Source organism: Oligella sp. HMSC09E12 (assembly GCF_001808505.1).
GTDB lineage: Bacteria > Pseudomonadota > Gammaproteobacteria > Burkholderiales > Burkholderiaceae_B > Oligella > Oligella urethralis.
The window spans coordinates 21916-47844 of record NZ_KV793516.1; the positions used below are offsets into that span (position 1 = coordinate 21916).

22 protein-coding genes and 2 tRNA genes are annotated in these 25929 nt (G+C 47.2%); 13 read left to right on the forward strand and 11 right to left on the reverse strand.

Features of this window, described 5'->3' with window-relative positions:
• Positions 1-6: 6 nt before the first annotated feature.
• Positions 7-3828: an ATP-dependent RNA helicase HrpA gene (gene hrpA, locus HMPREF3179_RS00890; RefSeq protein ID WP_018025745.1), complete on the reverse strand. Its 3822-nt coding sequence runs from the start codon at positions 3826-3828 to the stop codon at positions 7-9.
• 139 nt (positions 3829-3967) lie between these two features.
• On the opposite strand from hrpA, the gene argA reads away from it, so the two are divergent.
• Both argA and HMPREF3179_RS00900 read left to right on the forward strand, forming a co-directional pair.
• The gene (gene argA / locus HMPREF3179_RS00895; RefSeq protein WP_018025744.1) at positions 3968-5341 is read left to right on the forward strand and encodes an amino-acid N-acetyltransferase; all 1374 of its coding nucleotides are present in this window, start codon (positions 3968-3970) and stop codon (positions 5339-5341) included.
• A gap of 1 nt (position 5342) precedes the next feature.
• Complete coding sequence (locus HMPREF3179_RS00900) at positions 5343-5615, forward strand: oxidative damage protection protein (protein ID WP_018025743.1); 273 nt, start codon at positions 5343-5345, stop codon at positions 5613-5615.
• A 132-nt stretch (positions 5616-5747) separates the two neighbouring features.
• Here HMPREF3179_RS00900 and HMPREF3179_RS00905 read toward each other — a convergent pair whose 3' ends face one another.
• The 4 genes from HMPREF3179_RS00905 to purN form a co-directional block, all read right to left on the reverse strand.
• Positions 5748-6056: a hypothetical protein gene (locus tag HMPREF3179_RS00905; RefSeq protein ID WP_018025742.1), complete on the reverse strand. Its 309-nt coding sequence runs from the start codon at positions 6054-6056 to the stop codon at positions 5748-5750.
• A 23-nt stretch (positions 6057-6079) separates the two neighbouring features.
• The gene (locus HMPREF3179_RS00910) at positions 6080-8368 is read right to left on the reverse strand and encodes a UvrD-helicase domain-containing protein (RefSeq protein ID WP_018025741.1); all 2289 of its coding nucleotides are present in this window, start codon (positions 8366-8368) and stop codon (positions 6080-6082) included.
• Between the two features lie 61 nt (positions 8369-8429).
• Positions 8430-9794, reverse strand: a complete 1365-nt coding sequence (locus HMPREF3179_RS00915) for an RsmB/NOP family class I SAM-dependent RNA methyltransferase (protein ID WP_018025740.1) — start codon at positions 9792-9794, stop codon at positions 8430-8432.
• 1 nt (position 9795) lies between these two features.
• Complete coding sequence (gene purN / locus HMPREF3179_RS00920; RefSeq protein WP_070469303.1) at positions 9796-10509, reverse strand: phosphoribosylglycinamide formyltransferase; 714 nt, start codon at positions 10507-10509, stop codon at positions 9796-9798.
• 73 nt (positions 10510-10582) lie between these two features.
• Between purN and ribF the strand changes: the two genes are divergently transcribed.
• From ribF to HMPREF3179_RS00955, 7 genes are read left to right on the forward strand one after another with little or no spacing between them, the layout of a single operon-like run.
• Positions 10583-11626, forward strand: coding sequence for a riboflavin biosynthesis protein RibF (gene ribF, locus HMPREF3179_RS00925; RefSeq protein ID WP_018025738.1), 1044 nt, complete (start codon positions 10583-10585; stop codon positions 11624-11626).
• Positions 11616-14486: an isoleucine--tRNA ligase gene (ileS, locus tag HMPREF3179_RS00930; protein ID WP_070469323.1), complete on the forward strand. Its 2871-nt coding sequence runs from the start codon at positions 11616-11618 to the stop codon at positions 14484-14486. The genes ribF and ileS overlap by 11 nt, the downstream gene beginning before the upstream one ends.
• Complete coding sequence (gene lspA / locus HMPREF3179_RS00935; RefSeq protein WP_018025736.1) at positions 14479-15033, forward strand: signal peptidase II; 555 nt, start codon at positions 14479-14481, stop codon at positions 15031-15033. The genes ileS and lspA overlap by 8 nt, the downstream gene beginning before the upstream one ends.
• A gap of 20 nt (positions 15034-15053) precedes the next feature.
• On the forward strand, positions 15054-16256 hold the full coding sequence (coaBC, locus tag HMPREF3179_RS00940; RefSeq protein WP_070469305.1) for a bifunctional phosphopantothenoylcysteine decarboxylase/phosphopantothenate--cysteine ligase CoaBC: 1203 nt from the start codon (positions 15054-15056) through the stop codon (positions 16254-16256).
• A gap of 3 nt (positions 16257-16259) precedes the next feature.
• Entirely contained in the window at positions 16260-16760 is a 501-nt protein-coding gene (locus HMPREF3179_RS00945; protein WP_018025734.1) for a DedA family protein, read from the forward strand.
• Positions 16761-16800: 40 nt separating this feature from the next.
• Entirely contained in the window at positions 16801-17247 is a 447-nt protein-coding gene (gene dut / locus HMPREF3179_RS00950; RefSeq protein ID WP_018025733.1) for a dUTP diphosphatase, read from the forward strand.
• A 25-nt stretch (positions 17248-17272) separates the two neighbouring features.
• A complete protein-coding gene (locus HMPREF3179_RS00955) occupies positions 17273-18286 on the forward strand; it encodes a Bug family tripartite tricarboxylate transporter substrate binding protein (RefSeq protein ID WP_070469307.1) in 1014 nt (337 codons plus the stop codon).
• Positions 18287-18423: 137 nt separating this feature from the next.
• On the opposite strand, the gene HMPREF3179_RS00960 is transcribed toward HMPREF3179_RS00955, so the two are convergent.
• Both HMPREF3179_RS00960 and HMPREF3179_RS00965 read right to left on the reverse strand, forming a co-directional pair.
• Positions 18424-18501, reverse strand: a tRNA-Arg gene (locus tag HMPREF3179_RS00960).
• A 12-nt stretch (positions 18502-18513) separates the two neighbouring features.
• Positions 18514-18590, reverse strand: a tRNA-Met gene (locus HMPREF3179_RS00965).
• Positions 18591-18940: 350 nt separating this feature from the next.
• Here HMPREF3179_RS00965 and HMPREF3179_RS00970 point away from each other — a divergent pair.
• From HMPREF3179_RS00970 to dctM, 3 genes are all read left to right on the forward strand, one after another.
• Positions 18941-19939, forward strand: a complete 999-nt coding sequence (locus HMPREF3179_RS00970; RefSeq protein WP_141743410.1) for a TRAP transporter substrate-binding protein — start codon at positions 18941-18943, stop codon at positions 19937-19939.
• 139 nt (positions 19940-20078) lie between these two features.
• A complete protein-coding gene (locus tag HMPREF3179_RS00975; RefSeq protein ID WP_070469310.1) occupies positions 20079-20759 on the forward strand; it encodes a TRAP transporter small permease in 681 nt (226 codons plus the stop codon).
• Positions 20759-22042: a C4-dicarboxylate TRAP transporter large permease protein DctM gene (dctM, locus tag HMPREF3179_RS00980; RefSeq protein WP_018025729.1), complete on the forward strand. Its 1284-nt coding sequence runs from the start codon at positions 20759-20761 to the stop codon at positions 22040-22042. Before HMPREF3179_RS00975 ends, dctM begins: the two co-directional genes overlap by 1 nt.
• Positions 22043-22140: 98 nt before the next feature.
• On the opposite strand, the gene HMPREF3179_RS00985 is transcribed toward dctM, so the two are convergent.
• From HMPREF3179_RS00985 to HMPREF3179_RS00995, 3 genes are all read right to left on the reverse strand, one after another.
• Positions 22141-22479, reverse strand: coding sequence for a carboxymuconolactone decarboxylase family protein (locus tag HMPREF3179_RS00985; RefSeq protein ID WP_070469313.1), 339 nt, complete (start codon positions 22477-22479; stop codon positions 22141-22143).
• A gap of 148 nt (positions 22480-22627) precedes the next feature.
• Positions 22628-22888 (reverse strand): hypothetical protein, encoded by a 261-nt coding sequence (locus HMPREF3179_RS12055; protein ID WP_141742780.1) that lies wholly within the window; start codon positions 22886-22888, stop codon positions 22628-22630.
• 145 nt (positions 22889-23033) lie between these two features.
• Positions 23034-24884 carry a Na/Pi cotransporter family protein gene (locus HMPREF3179_RS00995; RefSeq protein ID WP_070469317.1) on the reverse strand — a complete coding sequence of 617 codons (1851 nt, stop codon included), beginning with the start codon at positions 24882-24884 and terminating at the stop codon, positions 23034-23036.
• A 224-nt stretch (positions 24885-25108) separates the two neighbouring features.
• On the opposite strand from HMPREF3179_RS00995, the gene HMPREF3179_RS01000 reads away from it, so the two are divergent.
• Entirely contained in the window at positions 25109-25387 is a 279-nt protein-coding gene (locus HMPREF3179_RS01000) for a DUF2798 domain-containing protein (RefSeq protein ID WP_070469319.1), read from the forward strand.
• Between the two features lie 89 nt (positions 25388-25476).
• On the opposite strand, the gene HMPREF3179_RS01005 is transcribed toward HMPREF3179_RS01000, so the two are convergent.
• Positions 25477-25929 (reverse strand): GNAT family N-acetyltransferase (locus tag HMPREF3179_RS01005; RefSeq protein WP_070469321.1); only part of this gene is annotated, 453 nt, incomplete at its 5' end.

Sequence of the window (25929 nt, forward strand, 5' to 3'; positions counted from 1 at the left end):
ACTATGTTAGTGTGACATACTATGCCACGCTTTTTCCAAACGCTTGACGGAAACCGGCATGGGCGTACGCAACTCCTGCGCAAATAAAGCCACCCGTAATTCTTGCAATAAATAAGCAAACTCATCCATCTGCGGATCAGGTACTCCCTTAAGCTGGGATAAGCGACGCTGATACTTCGATTGCAACAGCTGCACATCATGCATCAAATGCTGATCGCGGCTCGGGTCATTTTTTAATTTATCAATACGCAATTGTACCGCTCTTAGGTAACGTGGGTAATGCTGTAGGATATTATAGTCAACACGACTTACAAAGCCCTTATAAATCAGCGTATTAAGCTGCTGTGAAATATCTTCATAGGCCTTTTTATGCGCTTTAATGAGGTTCAATTTTTTTAAAGCCGTGGCCCATTCATTCATAATTTGTTGCAATAAGCGGATGACTTCCTGCAATAACAGACCAAAGCGCCCTTTGGCATCCCTCACCCGTTCATTAAAGCTTGCTTCATCACTCGGCCATGGCGTAGCTAAACACGATTGAATCAGCGCACAATCAATAATTTCTTCTTGTAACTCCTCTTGCGTCCCTAGACTCAGATAGAGCATGCCTAACTGTGGCAGCGCCTTGAGATTTTTTGAAAGGTAGCGAATTTGCTCCTTTAGGGCGATTTTAAAGAGGCGGATCAAACCCTGGCGATGCGCTGCGGTCGCCTCATGCAGCTCATCAAATACATCAATGCGACAATCATTACCCTGATCCACGAGAGCGGGGTAACCGACCACGGTTTGTCGTCCACGCTTAAGCTCCAGTAATTCTGGTAATTCACCAAAATCCCAGCTGCTAATATGCTGATGGTCTTCTAGGGTGGCTTGCGTACCCCTATCCTCTCCCAGCAATTCTTTAAAGCTTTGTTCAGCGGCTGGCGCATGCTCAGCCTTTAATAAAGCCAAATTACGACTAGAACTCAACATCCGCCCATGCTCATCGACCACTTTATAAATCATCGAGAGATGCGGCGGAATCGTTTCCTCTTTAAAATCTGTGCTCTGTACCCGCACCCTTGTTTGCTGCCAAATATCATCAATCAAGACGGATAAGAGCGGCTTTTCTTTTAAGGCCGGTGCAGCGGACACGGCCTCGACAAATTGTTCGGCATAGTCTGGAATCGGCACACAATGGCGCCGTAAGCGCTGCGGCAATGAGCGTAACAACAGGGCGACCTTTTCCTTAAGCATGCCCGGCACTAACCATTGCGTGTGGATTGGATTGATCTGCTTTAAAGCATACACCGGCACCTCCATGGTCACCCCGTCTTTAGGTGAACCAGGCTCAAAATGATAAGTTAATTTTAAGCTTAAACCATCTAACTCTAAATACTTAGGAAACTGCTCGGTACTGATACCGGCAGCCTCATGCCGCATTAACTCATCTTTATTCAGTTTTAGTTGTGCCTGCTCTGCGCTTGAGAGATTTTTATACCAATGCTCCAACGTCGCCACTTGGTGCATATCCTGAGGAATATATTGATCATAGAAGCGATAAATTAACTCATCATCCACCAAGATGTCTTGGCGACGTGACTTATGTTCTAAATGCTCAATCTCCTCAATCAAGCGCAAGTTATGCGTCAAAAAAGGCAAGTTTTGCCGTATTGCGCCCGCCACCAAGGCCTCACGAATAAATAACTCCCGTGCATGGGCAGGGTCCAGTCGCGCATAACTAATCTTGCGCCCCTGATAAAGCTGTAAACCATAGAGGGTCGCTCGCTCATACACCATCACCTGACCGCGACGCGGGTCAAAATGTGGTTCAGAATAGAGCTTTTTTAATAAATGGCGACCTGCTTGCTCTATCCATTGCGGCTCCACCCGGGCTACGGTGCGTGCAAAGAGGCGTGTGGTTTCTACTAACTCGGCTGCCATAATCCACTTTGCCGCCCGTCGCTGTAAATAGGAGCTCGGGTGCACCACAAAGCGAATACCGCGGGCGCCCTCATATTCACGCACGCTTTCACTGCGTAAACCGATATTACCCAATAAGCCGCTTAATAAGGCTCGATGCAATTCCTCATAGGTAGCGTCAACCTGATTAAAACGCCATTGTTGCTCCTCTACCAACTGCCTAATTTGCTGATGAATATCTTGCCACTCTCTTAGGCGTAGCGGGGATAAAAACTCCTTACGTAACTGGCGTTGCAATTTGCGATTTGACTCACGGCTCTCATATTGCTCTTGATACCAACTCCAGAGCTTTAAATAAGAAATAAACTCCGACTCTTTATCACGAAACTTCGCATGTGCTTGGGTACTGGCTTCCTGCGCTTCAAAGGGGCGTTCTCGTGGATCCTGAATGGATAAGGCCGCAGCGATAATGCACATTTCAGTCAAACAATGATGCTCTTTTGCAGCCAAAATCATGCGTGCAATTTTGGGATCTAAGGGTAGCCGCGACAGCATACGACCAGTCGAGGTCAAGCGATTATGCTCATTTAAGGCACCCAATTCCTGCAGTAAATGATAGCCATCGGCAATCGCTCGGCCGCTTGGTTTATCGACAAAGGGAAACGCCTCAATATCATGCAAGCGCAACGCCTTCATACGCAAAATCACAGAGGCTAATGAGGAACGCAGCACCTCGGGATCAGTATAATCCGGACGGCGCTTAAAATCCTCTTCAGAGTATAGACGAATACAGATACCCGGCCCCAAGCGACCACAACGGCCAGCACGCTGATTGGCTGCCGCCTTGGAGATCGGCTCAATCTGCAACTGCTCCACCTTATTACGCCACGAATAGCGCTTAACCCGTGCCAAACCGCTATCAACCACAAAACGAATCCCTGGTACCGTCAAAGACGTTTCGGCAACGTTGGTGGCGAGAATGACTCGACGAAGATTGGTGCTCGGCTTGAAAATACGCTCCTGATCAGCTTGCGACATGCGCGCAAACAGTGGTAACACCTCCAAACCTTGCTGATTAACTTGGCGCAACACCTCCGCCGCCTCGCGAATTTCTCGCTCTCCAGGCAAAAACACCAGAATATCACCTGGACCAGAGCGTATACATTCACTGACCGCATCGCTAATCATCTCACTCAAGTCAGGCTGCTCATTATCCTCATCCCCATCGTCGCTCACCGCGCCATAACTATCCTCACGTTGATAACGTATTTCCACTGGATACATGCGCCCGCTCACCTCAATCAATTGCGCGGGACGACCCTCGGCATCCTTAAAATGCTCAGCAAAACGCTCAGCATCAATGGTGGCCGAGGTAATGATCACTTTCAAATCAGGTCGCTTAGGGAGTAGATTTTTTAAAAAGCCCAACAGAAAATCAATATTTAAACTGCGTTCATGCGCCTCATCAATAATAATGGTGTCATAACGTTTTAATAGCGGATCACGTTGGGTTTCGGCCAATAAAATACCATCTGTCATCAGCTTAATCTGCGAACGAGGTCCGCTACGCTCATTAAAGCGCACCTGATAAGCCACTAATTGCCCAACCTCAGTCTTTAGTTCTTGCGCAATACGCTTGGCGACAGACACAGCAGCAATGCGCCGTGGTTGAGTATGGGCAATCATTTTATCTTGACCGCGCCCCATGGCTAAGCAAATTTTCGGCAATTGCGTTGTTTTACCCGAACCGGTTTCACCCGCCACAATAATCACTTGGTGTTGCGCTAGTGCGTTTTGAATTTCCGCTCTGCACTCGCTCACCGGTAAATCTTCAGGAAAGTCGATAAACGGTGGCAGTTGTTTAGTCTGCGATAGGGCTACTTTAGATGAAAGATCTGAGCTGTCTCGATCTTGTGATTTTTGCATAGCTAATTGTAGTAGTAATAATTTTATAAATTTTTTAAGGCTTAGTAGATTGTGCCTGATTAGGATTATACAAGACTGCGATTTAGGCTAAAATCAAAGGTTTACTCATTATATTATTAGCAAAGAGGTTTAAGCAGCCATGTCAAACCCACAGGAAATTGAGACCGTTTCAGCGCTTGAAGCCGCTGAATTTGCACCGACCCAATTCGTGCGATGGTTTAGGGAGGTGGCGCCTTATGTGCGTGAGGTACGAGGTAAAACCTTTGTGATTGCCTTTGGGGGTGAGTTAATTGAGGAATCCAAGCTGAATAACTTGGTTATCGATCTCTCCCTCCTCAGTGCGCTCGGCGTGCAGCTGGTGGTGGTGTATGGGTCTCACCCTCAAGTAAATCAGCAGCTTAAACTTAAAGGCATTGACACTCAGCTACAACGTGGCGTGATTGAGCCCACCGCGGTGGATGTACTCGAATGCTGTAAAGAGGTAGCCGGTGAAATTCGTTTAGATATTGAGGCCGCCTTTAGTCAGGGGCTGCCTAACACCCCCATGTCCAATTCACAAATCCATATCATTTCCGGTAACTTTGTGATTGCACAACCCGTCGGTGTGGTTGATGGGGTTGATTATAAGCACACGGGCAAGGTACGTAAATTTGACTTAGACTCAATCCGCAAAGCACTCGCACTCAATGCCATTGTGCTCCTCTCTCCCATCGGCTTTTCACCGACAGGTGAGGCTTTTAATCTGGCCATGGAGGAATTAGCGACCAGCATTGCAGGTGCCTTGCAGGCGGACAAGCTGCTTTTTGTCACGCAGGACAATCGTGTGCGAGATGCAGAAGGCACCTTGATTACCGAGTTAGCTCGTGCCGAAGCCGAGCGCTTAATTGCCTCAAAGCTGCTAGAACCACAGACGCAGTCCTATCTTAAATGGGCCACCGAAGCAGTACGTCGCGGGGTCAAGCGCGCACACTTAATACCTTTTGAAATTGACGGCTCCTTGTTACTTGAGTATTTTACCCACGATGGGGTCGGTACGATGGTGGTGGAAGACTCACTGGATGACCTACGCCCCGCTACCGTGGATGATATTGGGGCGATTTTAAGCTTAATTCAACCACTAGAAGCCGATGGCACCTTAGTGCCGCGTGACCGTGGCATCATTGAACGTGATGTAGAAAAGTTCTCCGTGCTAGAGCATGACGGGGTTATTTACGGTTGTGTTGCCATCTTCCCCTACCCAGAGGAGAAAATGGCTGAGATGGCTTGTTTGATTGTCCATCCCGATTGGCAAAATGCCGGTGATGGCGAGACCTTATTGCGCCACGCTGAACAACGCGTCAAGGCCTTAGGCTATAAGCGCATGTTCGTTCTCACCACACGGACCTCCCATTGGTTTATTAAACGTGGCTTTATTCAGGGCTCCGTCAGCGATTTGCCCAAGTCAAAGCAATTGAATTACAATCGTAATCGCAACAGTTTGATTTTTTTCAAAAATTTTAAATCAGGAATCTAGTATGAGTCGTTTAGTTTACTGTGCTAAATACAAAGAAGAGAAAGAGGGTCTAGACTTCCCTCCCTACCCAGGTGAGTTGGGCAAAAAGATTTGGGAAAATATTTCTAAGCAAGCGTGGCAGGATTGGATCAATATTCAAACGCGCTTAGTTAACGAAAATCGCCTAAATCTAGCCGATGCGCGTGCGCGTAAATACCTCACCGGGCAAATGGAAAGCTATTTATTCGAGGATCAGGATGTTGAAGCCCATGGCTTCGTACCTCCAAGCCAATAAAGCGCCTCGTTTGATAGCCAATATAAAGTTAAAAGCTGCTTGTAAACTCAAGCAGCTTTTATACTTTTAAAGCTTAAATTAAATCTTGCGCAGACTGAGCCATCGCGACCATCGGCACAGCAAAAGAAGCCACTAGCGCCCAACACTCTGTAAGCCGCTATGACTAGAACGCATGGTGCTGCGACTGCCATCGGGACGTGTGACCGTTGTTTTGCTTGAAGAATAGCCGTAACCAGCATCAATCGTGCCGTAAATCTGCACGCCAGAACCACTACGCCACGCCCCCTGACTACTACGAGACTGAGCGCTTTGCTTGCCATCTAGGTTACTGACCGGACGCTGTAGCTCCTGTGAGGAGCTACAAGCCGATATGAGGCTGACACAAAGCAGCATGCCCATACCGCTTAAGGATAATCTTAAGAAAGATTTTTGACTCACCATAAACTCCTATCTCGCTGACTGATTTAAGCCTTCACTATTTCAAGCTTCGCAATACCGAGGGCTAAATTCTTTTCCCCGTGTTCGGAGAAATAAATTCTAGCAGTGGCATCCGAACCTTGTCCTTGCAACTGCATAATCACACCCTCGCCAAATCGTGAATGACGCACGCTTAAACCTATTTTAAACAGCTGCTCACCGACGCGTACACCTGAGCTCATCGGCGCTTGCGCTTGTGTGGCGCGGCCTGCCCCAATCGTCCCACCTGGAAAAGCAGCTCCGCCCGTGTTCGCACGACCACCAAAAGAAGAACCGCTCCACGCACTCTGCCCTCGTGCTGCAGCATAATAGCTCACGTCCTTAGGCGAGAGCCACTTCTGCGCTGCTTCAGGCATTTCATCCAGAAAACTGGAACGCAAGGCATATCGTGACTGCCCATATAACATACGACTACGTGCCATCGTGATATACAGCCGCTCCCGTGCCCGCGTGATGGCCACATACATTAAGCGGCGCTCCTCCTCCAGACCGCCCTCTTCGAGCAGACTATTTTCATGAGGAAATAACCCCTCCTCCAAGCCGGTTAAGAAGACCACCTGAAACTCCAAACCCTTGGCCGCATGAATCGTCATCAGCTGAACCGCATCCTCACCCCGCTCGGCCTGATTATCACCAGACTCTAATGAAGCATGCGATAAAAACTCGGCTAAGGCACTACTTTCCTCAACCGCAAACTCCACATCAGTCGCCACCTGCTTAACTAACTCTACGGCCTTTTTGCCCTCGAAGTTTTCTTCATAGCTAAAGACCTGAGCAGCGTTAACAAGTTCCTCTAAGTTATCTAAACGCTCCTGTCCCTCGCGCTCATTTTCATAATAGGTCTTCAGGCCGGCATGCACTATCACATGTTGGATTAATTCAGCTAAACTCACTGTTTCAGCAACACGACGCATCGCCTGAATCAGCTCAATAAAGGCGCTTAAGGCCGTGCCACCACGACCGCTAACGGCCCCCACGGCCATCGCTAAACTACAACCGATGGCGCGCGCATAATCACCCAAGGTCTCCAAGGTGCGTGCACCAATACCACGGGCCGGAAAATTGACTACGCGCAAAAAAGCCGTATCATCGTTCAAACTCTGGATTAAGCGTAAATAAGCCATCACATGCTTAATCTCCTGACGCTCATAGAAACGGGTACCACCATACACTCGATACGGTATCGCAGCGCTAAATAAGGCATGTTCAAGGGCGCGCGATTGTGCATTACTACGATACAGAATTGCGATTTCCTGACGTGCTGTACCCTCGCGACACAGTGAACGAATCTCATCCACCACCCAGCGTGCTTCCTCCTGCTCATTATCAAGCTCCATAATACGCACCGGTTCGCCCTCACCACGCTCCGTCCATAAGGCCTTACCTAAGCGCTTAGGATTATGCTTAATAAGTGCATTAGCACTATTTAAGATATGACCGTAAGATCGATAATTCTGCTCCAAGCGGATGATACTGCCGCGCGCATAGTCACGTTCAAACGCCATCATATTATCGACATTTGCCCCTCTAAAGGCGTAAATCGACTGATCATCATCACCCACAGCAAATAAGCTGGCGCCACCACCCGCTAACAGACATAACCAACGATATTGCAAATCGTTCGTATCTTGGAATTCATCAATCAAAATATGCTGAAAGCGCCGCTGATAATGCTCTCGGATCAATTGATTACGGCTTAGCAACTCATAGCAGCGTAGCAACAGCTCGGTAAAGTCCACCACCCCCTCGCGCTGACATTGCTCATCATAAAGCTGAAATAACTCAATTAATTTCGCGCTGTGTGGATCCCAAGCCTGCAAATCACTCGCACGCTCGCCCTTTTCCTTATGAGCATTAATAAAGCGTTGCACATCACGCACAGGAAACTTTTCAACATCAATTGAATGCGTTTTTAAAAGACGCTTAATCGCCGATTGCTGATCCGAGCTATCAAGAATATGAAACTGCTGCGCTAAGCCAGCATCACGATAATGCGCGCGCAACATTCGATTACATAGCCCGTGGAAGGTACCAATCCACATACTGCGGGTATTGAGAGGGGTAATCGAGGCCAAGCGTGACAGCATCTCTTTAGCAGCCTTATTCGTAAAAGTCACTGCTAATAAAGAAGCAGGACTTAAGCCCTGCTGAATTAACCACGCCATACGACTGGTTAAGACCTTAGTCTTGCCACTGCCGGCCCCCGCTAACACCAGCACATGCTGTTGATCGGTGGTCACTGCACTACGTTGCTCAGGGTTTAATTGCTCAAGCATCTTTGAATTCGAGTTCCTTTAATTAAAAACATGCGACTGTATCAAATCACCGTGTCGTCGATTAGGCTGAGCGCCGTTCTAGTACGGCAGCAAAAAAACCATCGGTGCCGTGCACATCTGGTCTTAAGCGCAAATAATCATCCTCGCTAGTCAGACCCTGAATGCGATCACCTAAGGTAGTCACAGCATTTAACAAACGAAAGTCAGAGTGCTTCGCCAAAAACTGCTGGATTTGCGCTTCATTTTCCTCGGGCAAAACACTGCAGGTCGAGTAAACCAAACGCCCGCCTGGTGCAACGCAACGCGCTGCACTCTGCAAGATGCGCTGTTGCAAGTCACATAACTCGGCGAGTGCCGCCGGACTTTGACGCCACTTCATATCTGGATTACGGCGTAAGGTACCAAAGCCGCTACAAGGCGCATCCACCAAGACCCGTTCAGCTTTGCCTGCTAAGCGCTTAACCCGTGGATCATTTTCATTCGCAATCACCACTGGGGTGACATTAGACAAACCACTGCGTGACAGACGCGGACGTGCTCTGGCTAAACGCGCCTCGGACACATCAAAGGCGTATAATCGACCGGCTGAACGCATCATCGCCCCGAGTAATAAAGTCTTGCCACCGGCACCGGCACAAAAATCAATCACCATATCGCTACGCCGCGGCCCCACCAAGGCACAGAGAATTTGGCTACCCTCGTCCTGCACCTCCAAACTGCCATTCTTAAATAAAGGCCAGTGGTTAATCGCCGGTTTATTTGCCAGACGAATACCCCAAGGGGAAAATTTACTTGGCTCCGGCTCCGCTGCCGCATAGGGCGCCGCTTGCATCAACTGAAGTGCCTCATCACGCTGAATTTTTAAGGGATTAACGCGCAAATCCAAAGGCGCCTTGTTGTTTAAAGCCTCTACTAAACGGTCTGCAGCCGGTAAATCACGAAACTTTGCAGCCAACCAGTCAGGCAGGCTATGACGCACCTCCCACGCCATCCCCTCTAAGGGCAAGGCCTTAACATGCGCCAACCACTCGGCCTCGAAGGGTGTCAACAGCCCAGCAACATAGTCCTCACCATTGGTTGCAGCGAGCCCCAAGATAGCCAAACGACGATACTCACTGCCCTCACCGCTTTGAGCAAAATGACGATAAAGGCGCAAGTGTCGCAAAATATCAAACACCGTCTCTGCAATCTCAGCACGGTCACGCAAACCCAGTGAACGATGCTCTCGAAACCACTGGGATAAAACCGCATCAGCAGGATGCTTAAACTTCAAAATCTCAGTCAGCACCCGCTGTAATTGCTGGAGGCGTACCGTTGCAAAATCGGCCGGACTTCGCGCTTTATGGTGCGCTGTAACGCTGCCTTTAGTGCCACCGGCAATATGACGAACACGGCCTGAGGTGGGCTTTTTTCTCTGTTTGACCATCTTAATTACTCAAAAAATCCTTTAACCCAGGGTGAGCAAATAATCGCTGCGCTGGCTTAGTCCACTGCACCTGTTCTTGCTCATCTAAATAACAAACACCACTGACTAAATAATCAATAACCGCCGGGTACAACTGATGCTCGATCGCTAGTACGCGCGACGTCAAACTCGCTTCATCATCACTCGGCAACACGGGCACCAATGACTGCGCAATGGTAGGACCTGCATCTAACTCGGGGGTCACAAAATGCACCGTGCTACCATGTACGGTACAACCGGCCTCCAACGCTCGCTGATGTGTATCCAAACCGGGAAATAAGGGTAATAATGAAGGATGAATATTAATGAGTTTAGCCATGTAGTGGCTGACAAAAACATCCGTTAGAATACGCATAAATCCGGCCAAAATCACCCAATCTGGCTGATAGCTATCAATACACGCCATCAAGGCGCGATCAAAAGCCAAACGATCGGGGTAGTCACGGTGCGCAACTAACTGCGTGCTAATCCCCTGCTCCTTGGCCCACAGCAAACCAGCGCTATCAGCACGATTAGCGATCACGGCCACCACCTCCATATCCTGGCGCGCTTGGGCCATCCGCACGATTGACTGCATATTAGAACCGCGACCAGAAATTAAAATCACGATGCGTTGCGTTTTAGTCGCTGCTGCTTGCGAACGGGTAGAAAGCGTCGTCTCAATGCTTGAACTCATAAATAATCACTAGTAATGTTGTGCGGAAAAACCTTCATTATAGCAAGCCAGTGGGGCGGTTCATGTTAAACTGATGCCCGTGAAAAATACCATTATTCCCGACTCATTTAGCCTAGATGCGGTGGACTATCCCGGCACCGCCCTGACCATTGGCAATTTTGACGGCGTCCATTGCGGCCACGCCAGCCTCCTCTATCGTCTTAAAAAAGCAGCGACTCAACGAGGCTTGGCGATGGGGGTGATGACCTTTACACCGCATCCACGAGAGTATTTTGCGCTTCTGAATAAGCGTCCTGAGCTAATACCAACACGCATTAGCACCCTTAGAGACAAAATCTGCAGCTTACGCCTTTTGGGTGCTGACTTTGTTTCGCTCAGTCATTTTAATGAGGCATTAGCACATACCTCACCGACTGCTTATATTGAAGAAATTCTCGTCAAGCAGCTTAAACTACGCTATTTACTCGTGGGGCAAGATTTTCGTTTCGGTCATAAACGTGAGGGCGATCTCGCCTTACTCCGCACTTACGGTCAGCGCCATGGCTTTGAAGTGGAAACCATTGAGGATGTAAATGACTCTCACGGTATCCGCTATTCCAGTACCGAGTTACGTAATGCCTTATCCTTTGGCGATATCGCAGCGGCCAATCGTTTTTTAGGACGTCCTTACAGTATCAGCGGTCGTGTCACGCACGGCAAAAAACTGGGGCGTACCTTGGGCTATCCGACCTTAAATATTAAGCTGATGCCCCACTGTGCTATTCGTTCTGGGGTGTATGTGGTCAAAGTCAGAGGTCTGATTCCGCCTACGACAATTCAGGCGCCGTCCAGCACCTCAGCGCATGAGTCACCGCTACACCAATTAAGCGCTCATTACCCTGCCATGGCTGGCATTGCCAGTTTAGGCGTCAGACCGACGGTCACTGCCAATGGCGAAGTGCTACTTGAAGTGCACCTGATAGATACAAACATCGATGCTTACGGTAAACTAGTAACAGTCGAGTTCCTACAGCATGTACGGGACGAAGAAAAATTTCCTAATTTAGAAACCCTAGTCAGTGCCATGAATCAAGACTTGGACACTGCTCGTGAATATTTTAATCAGCATGGACTATAAAGATACATTAAACCTCCCGGGAACCCAATTCCCCATGCGAGGTAATTTAGCAAAGCGCGAACCCGTTTGGGTTAAAGAATGGCAAGAAAAAAAGGTCTACGAAGCAATTCGTGAAGCCTCAAAAGGTCGACCTAAGTTTATTTTGCATGATGGCCCTCCCTATGCTAATGGTAGTATCCACATCGGTCACGCTGTTAATAAAATTCTCAAGGATATTATTCTCAAAAGCCGCAATATGTCAGGCTTTGATGCACCGTTTGTGCCAGGCTGGGACTGTCACGGTATGCCGATTGAAATTCAAATCGAAAAGCAGTACGGCAAAAACCTAGCCACGAAAGAGATGATGGCTAAAGCACGTGCCTATGCTATGGAGCAAATCGCTAACCAACGCGAGGACTTTATTCGCCTTGGTGTCTTAGGTCAGTGGGATAATCCTTATCTCACCCTGAACTATCAAAACGAAGCCGATGAGATTCGTGCCCTCGCTAAAATGATCGAAAAGGGCTACGTCTTCCGTGGCTTAAAACCGGTCAATTGGTGTTTTGATTGCGGTTCAGCCCTGGCTGAAGCCGAGGTAGAGTATCAGGATCGCATGGATCCGGCAGTTGATGTGGCCTTCCCCTTTGCTGAAAAAGACAAAGTGGCCAAGGCCTTTGGACTTGACAGCATTGCCGATGGCGCCGTGGCTATCTGGACCACCACCCCCTGGACCCTGGTTGCTAACCAAGCGCTTAACGTACACCCTGAGTTAGACTATGTGTTAGTCAAGGTCAGCCCGCGCCCTGCCAGTGGTGAGCTATTAATCTTGGCCAAGGATCGCTATGAAGATTGTCTTGCAGCTTATGGTTTAAGCGGCGAAGTGATAGCAACGTGTACAGGCGCAGCGCTTGAAGGTATTGGCTTTTACCATCCATTAGCAAAAATGGATCCGGGCTACAACCGCTTATCAAAGATTAATTTAGCCGATTATGTCACGGTTGATGCCGGTACCGGTATTGTGCACTCCTCACCAGCGTATGGTGTGGAGGACTTTATTAGTTGTAAGCAATACGGTATGCAGGATGATGAGATCCTAAACCCGGTTATGGGTAATGGTGTTTACGCCGATAGCTTAGCCCTGTTTGGCGGCATGAAAATCTGGGATGCCAATCCTAAAATTGTTGAGGCCTTAAAGGCTGCCGGCAATTTGCTTAAGTTCGAAAAGCTTAACCACAGCTACATGCACTGCTGGCGTCATAAGACACCAGTGATTTATCGTGCTACTAGCCAATGGTTCGCTGGCATGGACAGAACGGCCCATGACGACACTCGCAGCTTACGTGAAATCGCCTTAGAGGGCGTGGAAAATACTAACTTCTATCCTGCCTGGGGTCGTGCCCGCTTGCACAATATGATTGCCAACCGCCCAGACTGGACCCTCTCGCGTCAACGTCAGTGGGGTGTACCGATGGCATTCTTTGTGCATAAGGAAACAGGAGAATTACACCCTCGCACCATTGAGCTGTTAGAGGACATTGCTAAACTCGTCGAAAAAGAAGGTATCGAGATCTGGCAGTCGGTTAGGGTTTCGGATTTCCTCGGTGATGAGGCCGATCAGTATGAGAAAAACCAAGACACCTTAGATGTCTGGTTTGATTCAGGCACCACGCATGTGCATGTGATGGGCGGTCAAAACCACGAATTCAAGGGTTCCCATGCCGATGATTTACGCTGGCCTGCCGATCTTTACTTAGAGGGCTCGGATCAGCATCGCGGCTGGTTCCACTCTTCTCTCTTGACCTCGTCCATGCTCTATGGTCGTCCACCCTACAACGGTTTATTGACACACGGCTTTGTGGTGGACGGCAATGGTCGCAAAATGAGTAAGTCCCTGGGTAATGTCATTGCGCCCCAGCAGGTGTCTGATACCCTCGGTGCAGAGATTATTCGTCTATGGACGGCGGCTACCGACTACTCGGGTGAGTTATCGATTTCCGATCAGATCTTAAAACGTGTGGTTGAGAGCTATCGCCGGATTCGTAATACCCTGTGCTTCCTCCTAGGTAATCTCAGCGATTTTGATGTGACTAAGGATTTAGTTGCCCTTGATGAGCTACTGGAAGTGGATCGTTTTGCCATTGCCTCAGCGGCCACGATGCAGGACTATATCCAAAAACTCTATGACAAGTATGAGTTCCACCCAGCAGTGCATCGCTTGCAGATCTATTGCTCAGAGGACTTAGGCGCTTTCTATTTGGATATTTTAAAGGACCGCCTCTACACCACGGCTAAGGAAAGCCTTGCGCGTCGTTCAGCGCAAACAGCCCTTTATTACATCACCATGACCTTGGTCAAACTGATGGCCCCCATCCTCTCATTTACATGTGAGGAGGCGTGGACTGAGATGCGCCGCACTTTCCTTAAAAACACGGCACTAGCAGATGGCTTAACTATTTTTACCGAGGTCTTTGAAACCCTACCTGCGATTGAGGATGCTGACGTATTACTGGCGAAATGGGCACGCATACTTGAAATTCGTGCACGACTCAATAAAGACTTAGAGGAGGTGCGCAGCGCAGGTAAAATCGGTTCTGCCCTACAGGCTGAGGTCGATATTTATGCGACTGGCGAGGATTATGAGTTGCTTAAGAGCTTAGCGGATGATTTACGCTTTGTCTTTATCGTATCGCGCGCCACACTTCATCAAGCCGCTGCCGACAGTACCGAGCCGCGCTTTGAAATTACAGCCTCTAACCATGAGAAATGTGAACGTTGTTGGCATTATCGTGAGGATGTTAATGAGGATCCTGAGCACCCAGGCATTTGCGGTCGCTGCATTGAAAATCTGACCACGCACGGCGAGGAACGTCACTATGCCTAAGCCGGCAGAGTCTCAAGCGCAAACCCTGTCGGCTCATAAAAAGCCGACAGCAACGCTTGCTCAGAGCCACTGGCCCCTGAGTCGATGGTTAGTGATTGCAGCCGTCTTGATTGTGTTAGATCAACTCAGTAAATGGTATTTTGAACTAAATTTCCAGTTTGCTGAGCGCCTGAATATACTGCCATTTTTTGATTTTATTTTGGTCTATAACACCGGGGCGGCCTTTAGTTTTCTAGCCAATCACGGAGGTTGGCAGCGTTGGTTTTTTGCTGCCCTCAGTCTCATTGCTAGCGCCGTGATTATTTATTTGCTGCGACGCAATCCTGCTAAATCATTATTTAATTTGGCGCTGACCTTAATTCTAGCGGGGGCTTTAGGCAATTTGATCGATCGTTTGCTACTCGGTCATGTGATTGATTTTTTACTGTTTTACTGGGGCGATCGTTACTTCCCCGCCTTTAACTTAGCCGACTGCTTTATTACCGTGGGCGCTGGCTTATTAATACTGGACGAATTACTTAGAATTCGACGACAGAAGCAAGTCTAAACGACAGAGGAGAATGCATCATGAGCCAGCTGCTTAGTGAAAAGCGTATCGTGCTCGGACTAACCGGCGGTATTGCTTGCTATAAAAGTGCAGAGTTATGCCGACGTTTGCAGGATCAGGGGGCCAGCATTCAGGTCGTGATGACGGATGCCGCCTGCGCCTTTATTACACCAACCACCATGCAAGCCCTATCCGGTAAGCATGTATATAGCGAAACCCTCGATCCCACCATGGCTAATAGCATGGCGCATATCAATTTAAGTCGTGAGGCCGATGCGATCTTGATTGCCCCATGCAGCGCTGATTTTATTGCAAAATTAGCCCATGGCTTGGCTGATGATTTACTATCAACCCTTTGTTTAGCCCGTGGAGCTTGCCCATTAATCCTTGCACCCGCCATGAATCGAGAGATGTGGGCTAACCCCGCCACACAACGTAATATTCAACGCTTAATTGATGATGGTATTAGCGTGTGGGGGCCTGCCGCAGGTGAGCAGGCTTGTGGCGAGATTGGTTCAGGACGCATGTTGGAGGTGCCAGACTTAGTTGAAGAGATGATTAGCTTCTTCAGTCCTAAACTACTGCAAGGCATAAAAATCTTAATGACTGCTGGCCCCACCGAAGAAGCCATTGACCCAGTGCGAGTTATCACCAACCGCTCCTCCGGTAAAACGGGTTATGCCATTGCCACGGCAGCACGTCGCGCAGGCGCCAAGGTCACCTTAATTTCTGGTCCCACAGCCCTGCCCCGTCCTTATGGTGTTGATTTTATAAGTGTGCGCTCGGCGCGTGAGATGTATGAAGTCGTGATGACAATGGCAGCGGCACACGATATTTTTATCTCCGTCGCCGCCGTGGCTGATTGGTATATTAAAAATAGCACCACTAGCAAAATTAAAAAAACAGCAGATGGTGGTTTTCCAGCACTGGAGTTTGCCCCTAATCCAGACATTATCGCTAGCGTTGCCACCATGGAAAACGGCCCATGGCCCATCGGCTTTGCTGCCGAAACGGATAATTTATACGAATACGCCGAAGCCAAGCGTCAACGTAAAAAGCTACCTCTGGTGGTCGGTAATCTAGCGCAAGACGTCATGGATAGGGATAGCACTCGCTTTGTGCTGTTTGCTGATAGTGGCGTCAGCGAGATGCAGCCAGCGTCAAAACCAGCTGCTGCCGCTGCCTTGGTTGCAGAAATCGCCCGGCGCTATCGCTCAAGGTAACTAATGCAAGCATATGTTGATTTATTCTTGAATTTTATTGCTCAAAATAAGGCCTGGGCACCACCCCTTATTGGCATGGTGGCTTTGCTAGAATCCATTTTTGTGATTGGTCTGCTGATGCCTGCAACAGTCATCCTGGTAGCGACCGGTGCCCTCATCGGGGCGGATGCACTACCCTTTTGGCCAATTAGTGTGGCTGCCTCCATCGGCTGCTTTTTGGGTGATAATATCTCCTACACCATTGGTCGTAAAGTGCGTCCTGGGCTGCTTCATGCCAGGATTTATCAACGCTACCGCAATGTGATTTTACGTTCTCATCTACTATTTCGTAAATTCGGTATTTATGCGGTTTTTTTTGGACGCTTTTTAGGTCCCTTACGTTCAAGTGTACCCACAGTAGCGGGCGTGTTACGGGTACCATTTTACAAATTTCAACTCGCTAATTTTTGCTCTGCTGTGATTTGGCCGCCACTGTATATGCTGCCAGGTATAGCGATTTTTTAAATATAAAGCAATTAGTTAAACTTAACATAGGTATTAAAGCATGTTAGTCAATCTGAAGATTCTCGATAAACGCATGGAGCAGCAACTGCCTCAATATGCCACCGCTGGCTCTGCCGGTCTCGATTTACGAGCTTGTATTGATGAAGCCATAGTCCTAGCACCAGGCCAAACCGAGCTTATCCCCACTGGCTTAGCCATCCATTTAGATAATCCGGGCTATGCGGCGATGATTTTACCGCGCTCCGGTTTAGGTCATAAGCATGGGATTGTTTTAGGTAATTTGGTCGGTTTAATCGACTCTGACTACCAGGGTGAGCTGATGGTCTCCGTGTGGAATCGCAGTCAGCAAAGCTTTAGGCTTGAACCGATGGAACGTTTAGCACAATTGGTGGTGGTGCCAGTGCATCAAGTACAATTCCGTGTGGTCGATGAATTCAATCAAAGCGATCGCGGCAGCGGCGGCTTTGGTAGCACCGGTAAAAACTAATCAGACAGAATCTAGGAAGCTCTATATGAACAATCACAAACGTAATTTCTTAAAACGCTTAACACTCACAGCGCTTGGCTTAGCTTTATGCCTAACAAATGCCCCTGCCCTAGCCGATGAAGCTAGCAATTATCCTAATAAAGTCATTCATTTTGTGGTGCCCTACGCTGCGGGTGGCCCATTAGATGCAGCCGCCCGTCAATTAGGTGAGCGAGTCCAAGAAACGCTTGGCCAAAATGTGATCGTTGAAAATAAAGCCGGCGCCGGTGGCAATGTGGGTTTAGCAAGTGTTGCTCAAGCCAAAGCCGATGGCTATACCCTAGGCATGGGAGCGGTTGCAACCATGGCGATTAATCCTTGGCTCTATCAAAAAATGCCCTTTGACCCGAGCAAAGACTTTGCGCCGGTGATACTTTTATCCAATGTGCCAAATGTGCTCATTCTAAATAAAAAGTTTGCTACTGAAAATGGCATCAACGATGTCCAGACCTTAGTTGATTATCTAAAACAACATGGTGATAAAGTTAACTACGCTTCGGGTGGTAATGGCAGTGCTGGTCATTTGGCTGGCGAATTATTTAAACAGCGTGCGGCGGTGGATATGCTGCATATCCCCTACCAAGGTGCAAACCCCGCCAAAATGGCGCTATTAGCTAATCAAACGCAACTCATGTTTGATAATCTAGCATCGTCACTCCCACAAATTAAAGCAGATGAAGTCGTCGCCTTGGCCGTTACGACCGCCGAACGCAGTAGTTTTTTAAGTGAGGTACCGACACTTGAAGAAAGTGGCATTGCGAATTTCGATATCTCCACCTGGTTTGGTGTGGTCGCGCCGGCCGGCACACCGGAAGCTATTATCGAAAAACTCAACCAAGCCTACGCAGAAGGTATGAAAGATGAGCGTGTACAACAGCAGATGCGCAATATGGCCTCTGACTTAGAACCTGGTAGCGCCCAAGATTTCACTAATTATGCGAAAGAGGAATTAGCAAAATACCAAGAAATGATTAAAGCTGCAGCCATCAAACTAGATTAAGACAGCACAAAGAGTAACGGTCCTGAGTGAATACTGGGACCGTTAATCGTTAATCGGTTCTAAAAGCGGATAAGCACTTATTATCCTAAAACATAATGAAAAAGCCCTCACAACAAATGCTATGAGGGCTTATAATCTGGCGCGCCCGGCAGGAATTGAACCCACGACCTCTTGGTTCGTAGCCAAGCACTCTAATCCAACTGAGCTACGGGCGCATATGAGGTGTTTGGTGGCTCTTCCCCGACTCGAACGGGGGACCTGCGGATTATGATTCCGTCGCTCTAACCAACTGAGCTAAAGAGCCTCTAACAACCTAAGAAAAAGATTATATTATCAATAAAACAAGATGTCAAGCCTCAATCAGACTAATTTAACAATTAAGAATTTCTTAGCTATAAAACACACACTTTATTGGATATTACTACAAAAAACTGCAAGACCGACTTTGATAATACGAAACTCAGGGAAAATTTTAGCGTGTATATTCTTGATTTGCCCTGAATCCTTGAGCAAGATCAGCAGATTAAGAAAATTTTGAAAACTACAGCTAGAATCAGTTATGATTAAGGTTTCAAGTCGTAATCAAATGTACATCTTGCAATGTTTCATTGAGTTTGCGACTTTTATTTACACTAAGGATGGAGTATTAAACACATGAAAAAAAATTTTAAAGCGCTCGTGTTGCCTGTTGCATTATCAATGGCAGGCTTTATGGGGACAGCACAAGCACAATCACCCGTTGTGATTAAATTCGCTCACGTTGTAGCCGACTCAACCCCTAAGGGTAAAGGCGCCTTATTATTTAAGCAAAAAGCAGAGGAGCGCCTAGGCGATAAGGTCAAAGTGGAGGTCTACTCTAACTCTTCCTTATATGGTGACGGTCAGGAGATGGATGCCCTACTCTCTGGTGACGTACAGTTATTAGCACCTTCTTTAGCTAAGTTTGAGCATTTCCAGAAGAAAATCCAGATTTTCGATTTACCCTTCTTATTTGAAGATATTGATGCCCTTGACCGTTTCCAACAAAGTGAAGCGGGTCAAAGCCTCTTAAAAAGCATGGAAGATAAGAACATCACCGGTTTAACCTACTGGCACAATGGTATGAAGCAGTTATCTGCTAACCAGCCGCTACGTGTACCGCGTGATGCGCGTGGTCTACGCTTCCGTGTACAGGCTTCTAATGTCCTTGAAGAGCAGTTTAAAGCATTGCGCGCTAATCCTCGTAAAATCGCTTTCGCTGAGGTTTATCAATCACTACAAACAGGTGTAGTTAACGGCGCTGAGAATCCCTATTCCAATATCTATTCTCAAAAAATGCATGAGGTGCAGAAGTACATTACTGAGTCAAATCACGGTTTGATTGACTACATGGTTATCACCAATACTAAGTTCTGGAACGGCTTAGACAGCGATGTTCGTACTGCCCTTGAAGATGTATTAAAGGAAGTCACTGTTGAGGTTAACAAAATGGCTAAAGAGCTAAACGACGGTGATAAGCAAAATATCCTTAATGCAGGCACAACCGAAATCATCACGCTAACGCCTGAAGAGCGTGAGCAATGGCGTGAAGCTGTACAACCGGTATGGAAGAAGTTCGAGGGTGAAATCGGCGCTGATTTAATTCAAGCAGCCGTAGACGCTAACAAAAAATAAGCACTCGATCACGTGGTGAATGAATGCCCCCTAAGCTATCAAACAACTCAGGGGGCATTTTTTATACAACTCATAACGCATATCAATCGCTGCAACAGCAGCATCACAAATTTCCAGCTATTAGGTAAAGGAAAACTTTATGTTTAGTCATACCTACCGCAAAATGGATTTATTATGGCAGAAAACTGAAAAATTTCTGATCGTATTTATTCTTTCTGCGATGACACTTGTGACTTTTTTCTACACCATGTTTAATAACCTCTACGTACCTTTTTATGGGCTAGGCGGTTGGTTTGTAGATACGGCGGCAGGTGATTTTTTTGATGCGATTGGCGACTTCATTATGGACACCGCCACATTTTTTAACTGGGCCAATGAGTTCACTGCCATCTGCTTTGCCTGGCTCATCTTTTTCTGCATGTCCTATGGCGTTCGCGTCGGTGGTCACTTGGGCGTAGATGCACTGATCAAATTATTCGATACACGCACACGACGTATTCTGGCCTTTATTGGCTTAAGCGCCTGCTTACTCTATGGCGGCATCATGTTTGAAGCCAGCTTAGAGTGGGTTTATACCTTTTATAAATATGGCACCCTAACCAATGGTCTTGACCGCTTCGGCGTCGCTCGTTGGCATGTCACGATCATTGTGCCGATTGGTTTTTTACTATTTATTATCCGCTATTTAGAAATCGGCTACCGCTTGATTACCGGTCAGCAAGATGATCTGGGGCTGGCGGATGAAGCTAGAGACGCGGTCGAGGAACTCTCCACACAGCGTCACGCGAACCACACGGATGTCGTCATGGAGAAGAAGTAATGACAGTACTAGTTTTATTTGCTTTGCTTTTCGGCTTGATGCTAATCGGTGTGCCCATTGCTATTTCACTAGGTCTGTCTAGTGCCATTACCATCATGTTCTTTAGTCCTGACACCGTGCGTGGATTAGTGATCAAGATGTTTGAAACCTCTGAACACTATACCCTACTGGCGATTCCCTTCTTTTTAATTGCGGGCGCCTTTATGACGACCGGTGGGGTGGCTCGACGCTTAATTGACTTTGCTAATGCATGTGTAGGTCATGTGCGCGGTGGTTTAGCCATCGGTTCGGTGCTCGCATGTATGCTTTTTGCTGCGCTATCAGGCTCCAGCCCAGCCACGGTAGCTGCCGTGGGTTCTATTGCGATCGCCGGTATGGTACGCTCCGGCTATCCAATTGAGTTCGGTGCAGGGATTATTTGTAACGCCGGTACACTAGGTATTTTGATTCCACCCTCCATCGTGATGGTGGTCTATGCGGCTGCTACTGAGCAATCCGTGGGTAAAATGTTTATTGCGGGTGTGGTACCAGGACTGTTACTGGGGGCTGCACTGATGGTAGCCATTTACATCGTAGCGCGCGTTAAAAACCTCCCAGCACAACCTCGTGCCAGCCTCCGCGAATGGCTCGTGGCCTTAAGAAAATCCCTGTGGGGCTTGTTGCTGATTGTGATTATTCTGGGCGGTATTTACTCCGGTATGTATACCCCGACTGAGGCAGCAGCTGTGGCGGCAGTTTATTCAGCCTTTATTGCTCTCTTTGTGTACAAGGATATGGGCTTTAAAGACTTACCACGCGTGATGCTAGACTCAGGCAAAATGACCGTGATGCTGATGTTCATCATCGCTAACGCCATGCTTTTTGCCCATGTACTGACCACTGAGCAAATCCCTCAACTCATCTCGCAATGGGTATTAGGACTTGGCTTAGAGCCCTGGATGTTCTTGATTGTCGTGAACTTGGTGCTCTTGGTTGCTGGTAACTTTATGGAGCCATCAGCGATTATTTTAATTATGGCGCCGATTTTCTTCCCTATTGCAGTGGAACTAGGCATTGATCCGATTCACTTCGGTATCATCATGGTCGTCAATATGGAAATCGGTCTCATTACCCCACCGGTCGGTCTGAACTTATTTGTCAGCTCTGCCGTCACCGGTATGCCAGTAACTAAAACAATCAAGGCTGCCATGCCATGGTTGCTGATTTTATTGACATTCCTAATGGTCATTACCTATGTGCCGATCGTTTCACTCGGTTTACCTGAGTTACTCGGTGCACAGTAGTTTCTGGTGCTAGGAAGTGTTTTGAATCGGGTGAGGTCTAAACCTCACCCCTTTTAGTGTCTGTGGTAGGTACAAAGCCCGTAACAGCTCATTGCTAATTACGCTGCGGAGAACTTCTTAAAAGCAGCAATTGCATGGCTGCCGTACATGAGCGATGGGCCACCACCCATCATGACAGCTACCCCAACCAACTCCTCTAACTCTTCTTTACTCATACCTAAGCGAATACAAGCTTGCGTATGGAAAGCGATACAGTCATCGCAACGAATCGCAATAGCAATGGCTAAGGCTAATAACTCCTTGGTTTTCTCATCTAGTGCACCTGCTTTGGTCGCGGCAGATGATAGGGCAGCAAAGCCTTTCATAAGCTCAGGATTGCCCTGCTTTAAATCGCGTAAATTACCAGAAACGACCTGGGTTAATTCCTTATAACTCATACTGCACTCCTTGAAGCATTGTTAGTAAAATCGAACTAGAATAACTCAGTTAAACTGAGTTATATTAGCATATGCTAATGTAGTTATAAGTAATTTAACACGCTATTTTTTTACTGTCAAGCTGACTTCATTCCTGCACACGCGGTAACTACCAATCAATGCCCACACCCGCATTGGTATTTTTCGTGGGTTTGACAGACACACCTGTTGACACTCGGATCTTACGCCCGCTAGACCATGGATAAAACCTAATGGCGTTAGTGATCCAAGCAGGTGTATCAGAACCCACAGTAAACGGCACTGAATGGCTCGCCCCCGCAGACACCCTAGGCTTGCCCGAATTACTCGTACAAGCCGTCAGACTAATGAGTGCAATCATAGCAAAGAAAAGACTAAGGATTTTTTTCATAAGGAATTTAACTTATGGCTGAGTAAAACAATACAAACTAAGCTTAACATAGCTAGCAGCCACTTTGACTGACTAGGCAAGCATATACACGCTATCACCCACCTACCACACTATCAGTCCCTCGTAGATAAGCTCACCCTATTTTTTAATCATCGTGATTAACGCTATTCATCAGCTCGGCTTTCCTGCCCTGCTCCTTGCGCGCGTTAAGTGTCATTTCCTCCTCAGCGACAGCTGGTGGTGCATTTAAGGGCATTTGCAGAATTTCCATCAAACCATTGCCAATGTCTCTGGCATAGCGACTATCATTCATCAAGGAAGAAGTTTGCCAACCATCTAATTCATTGTGACGCAATTTTTGCATGGCACGTGCGCGAAATTCGTCAAGTTTTTGAATCTGCCGCTGTAACTCATTCATCATATTAGGCCAGGCCTCTGTATCTGCTTTAGTCATAATCATGTGCTGAGCTAAGCATAAAACCTTGAACAGGTATTGTCTTAATTTGATGTACTCATGATGGGGAGCAGCGTCGTGGTTTTGTAAATAGATTTGCATGTTTTTTTGTAGATGCTTTGCATCTTTGATGATATCGACCATGCGCAACATCACGATGTTAGCTTCTTTTAATCGCTCTTGATGAAGCTCACTATCAATATCCATTTTGCTCATAAAGTCCAGCAAATCACTATAAATAGGCTTGATTTGAGCTTCATAGAGTGCTCGGGCATTTAACTTAAATGGACCGACTGGCTCACTCACCGTATGAGCACATACCGCACCCTTGCCAGCGTTACGGCGCAGATCGGCTGGCGGAATAAATAACACATGACAAATCACCTCTAAGCATAAGGAGCTAAAATGTTGTAGCTCTTGGAACACAGCACGATAAGCCGTCTCACCTGAACGTAACATATTCGCTTGAAGGTAAATTGCGCCCACCGTTTTAAATTCATTGTCAGCTAAAATCGGCTCAGTCTTATCCGGTAACAGTCGGTAGAGAAAATGCGCAAAATGATCCTGCCACGGCCAAAACACTAATAGCCCTACAAAGTTAACTAAGGTATGAAAAAACGCCAATTGCAGCAAATGATTCATCCCCGTTTTCTCGCTGATATAGCTTACTACACTAACTATCGGCACCCATAATAACAGTCCTAGCATCACCGTGACGATATTAAAAATCAAATGTGCCAGGGCTAGGCGCCGCCCCTTGCGATCGTTACCCAACATGCCGACCAAGCTGGTTGTCACACTACTCCCTAAGTTGGAGCCAAGGGCAATCGCAAAGGCCTGCATCAAAGCAATTTGCTCACTGCCTAATAAGGCCAAGGTTAAAATTAAGGTCGCATGAGAGGATTGCAAAGCCATCGTGACAAGCAAACCCACCCCACTAAACAACAAAATTTGCGCAATACCGCTCACCTTAATCGATTGCATTAACAACTGATTGTCGATATTATCAAAACTCAACTTGATGGCATCAATCCCAAAAAATATCAGGGCAATACCAACTAAAACACGACCGAAAAACTTATACTTACCCTCAAGCAAACTAAAGAAAACCCCAAACACAAGCATAGGCATCGCCACGGTACCTAGACTCACATTGTGACCAATCAAGGCTAGCAGCCAAATCCCACTCGTGGCCCCGATATTAGTCCCTAAGTTAATAGCAATACCACTCACCAAGCCAATCATGCCGGTACTTAAAAATGCCATGGTCAGCAAGGAGACGAGCGTACTGGATTGCAAGAAAAAAGTGGATACAACGCCGAAAGCAAAGCCTTTTAATTTAGTCGCTGTACTATACACCAAAAACCTTTCAAAAGCGCCACCCACACTATTTTGTAAACCCTCTTTGATGCATTGCAAGCCAAAAATAAACAGGGCTAAGCCATAGCTCAATACTAACCATGGCTCACTTTGCGAAAAAGAATAAGCCATCGCAGCTAAGAATAAAGCTATCAACATTGGTCTTACTAAGCTTTTAGTCATGCTACCCCTGTGATTCACTGTTTAAATTCCCTATAGTTTAGCAATGTAAGCCTATCAACATTAGTCAAGTCTAATAAATAACTGAAATTCTCACTAACAAGGATTAAAATACCTAGTATAGAGCGGTGTATGAGCACGAAGAATTTGTCATTATCCTATGATCGTTCATAGGCATAGTCGGTCTACGCTTTATCCGTTTAATTAATTTTTAACTTATATTTTCTATGAAGAAACACACGCATTTCTTTTTTGGCTTGTTGCCAAAATTACCTGCAAGCAGCATCCATTGGTTAATGCCGCTATTATTATCAGGCATTATGAGTGGGGTTGTTTCAGCTTACAACACCATTAAAAATTTGAGCTTGGTAGATGGCATTTTTCCAATCTGGCTCAGTAACTGGCTTCAGTCTTGGTTAATCGCCTTTCCATTAGTTCTAGTCATTCTGCCAATCTTGCGGCGCGTAGTCGGCACGATGATTTATACGCCGACTAAAAAGCAATAAGCCCCACGTTGCATTGGATTTGAAACAATCACTCAGAAGCACGCACTACCCTAGCCTTGACCGCTAGCTACCGCTGCGAGCTGTCAGGGCTAACGTTGCTCGACGCTGTTAAATCTAAGCATCAACCAGCTTTGAGTGCCTAAAATCCGTGGGCTGTCTAACGTATAAAAACCAATACGTTTATAATAGCGTACATTTTCTGGTTTATCAGTTTCTAAATAGAGGGGAGCACTTGGTGCCCGCAGCTCGGCCTGCTCAAAAGCCCGCGTCAATAATTGTCGAGCAATACCCTGCCCTTGCCAAGCTGGATCAACAGCCAGGGGACCCAAGTGCCAATGCGGGCTACGGGGGTTTAGTTTAGCCCAACTGCCTAGCCAGATAGCCAGGCGCAACTGCCCTAACAAGCTATTTGAAAGCACCATCGAAGGTAGTAGCCGCATCATATCCATAAGTGAGGGGCTACAATGCCCAGGGACCAAAACCCCAAGTACCCCGACTAAACGCTGCTCAATCGAGTAGGGTGAGGTTTGCACCTCATCCCT